1 pseudogene is annotated in these 1,510 nt (G+C 76.0%); it reads right to left on the bottom strand.

The features are described from left to right. Positions 1–1,510, bottom strand: a pseudogene (locus NBW84_RS21335) (DEAD/DEAH box helicase); the annotation flags it as partial.

Raw genomic sequence — 1,510 nt, 5'->3', positions numbered from 1 at the left:
GGCGGGCGCGCCCGTCACGGGGCTGGGACGGGTGGTGTCGGGGGTGAGCCGGCCGGCGCACCGGTAGCGCTGGCAGCGCTGCCCGGCCCAGTCGGCCGCCCGGTGCGGGGGCACGGTCTGCGTCCAGGCGCAGATGTCGCAGCGGAGCGCGGCGGCGGCCACCTCGTCGTCACCGAGCCTGACCACATGGATGTGGCCTGGTTGCAGCCCGTAGACGACGCTGGTGCCGTCCTCGGCGACCCGGCGGGCCAGCACCCCCTCGTCGGCGAGGACGGGCAGCAGCCGGGCGAGGTAGTCGGTGGCGTGCTCGCGGGAGAGCTCCAGGCAGCGGACCGCCCAGTCCTGGTACCAGTTGCCGCGGGCGGTCAGGACGTCGAACTCGCTGCGGCGTTTCGGCGCGGACAGCAGGAACGCCGGCGCGGACACCCCGCGGGGGAAGGCGGGCATCCCGTTCGGCCGCCCGCCCCACACCTTCCAGCGCGCCCCGGCCTGGCCGAGGTAGCCGTCCAGCCAGCGGTGCCGGATCGCGCCGCGGATCCGCAGCCGTTCGAGCAGCCCGCGGACGAACGCCAGCCAGGTCACCTCGTCCGCGGGCGGGATGGTGGCCACCGGCCCGTGTACGAACACGTCCCGGCACAGCGCGGCGATCTTCTCCGGTTCGGTGAGGGTGACCTCGGCGGCCACGGTGCGGGTCAGTTCGAGGGTGCGGCCCTGCCGGGAGCGCAGGCCGAACTCCATGATCGCCGCGAAGGCGAGCCGGTCGGCGATGAGCTGCCAGACCTCGCTGCCGCCGGCGTGCTCCCCGGCGAGCAGCCCGTCGATCCCGGGCTGGTCGTGCAGGTCCGGCGGGACGATCGCGGCCAGCGTCCCGGGGTCGGACGCGGGGCTGGTGGCGGCGGCGATCAGGTCCGCGAGCAGGTCGTTGAGGGCCACCGGTGTGCCGGGGCGCAGCTGGTCGACGAGCAGCGAGCGCAGCGAGAACGTGTACGACCGGGTGGCGACGAAGCCGGCGCGGTGCGCGGCGTCCTGCACCGAGTCGTTGAACAGCAGCGTCCGGCGTTCCCGGCCGGTGAGCTCGCCGCTGGTGAACAGTTCGGTGACCGCGACCGAGGCGAGGGTGGCGAGCCCGGCGCCGAGGTAGCGGACGCCCTCGTCCAGCCCGCAGGCCGGGCAGCGGTCGGCTTCCGCGCCGGCGATGTCGGCGAGGTCGCCGAGCACGGCGACGCCGTCGGGGATGCGGGTGGTGCCGCGGCCGGCCTCCCCGGGGGTGTCCCGCGCCGGGTCGAACGGCCGGACCCGGCTGCCGGCGGAGTCCAGGACCAGCAGGCCCCGGCCCGGGTTGGCGATCTCGTTCGCCGTGGCCGCGACGAACGCCCTGACCCGGCGCTTGTCCGCGCCGACGCTCGCCCGGTAGATCCGGTCCGGGTCGGTGACCAGCTCCTGGGGGTCGCGTTCGGGTGAGATGGCCGCCCAGCCGGACCGGCCGCAGTGCCGGCAGTGGATCGCCGGG

The sequence above is a fragment of the Protofrankia sp. CiP1_Cm_nod2 genome (assembly GCF_920664355.1).
Classification (GTDB): Bacteria; Actinomycetota; Actinomycetes; order Frankiales; family Frankiaceae; genus Protofrankia.
This window is presented reverse-complemented; position numbering and strand designations above follow the sequence as displayed.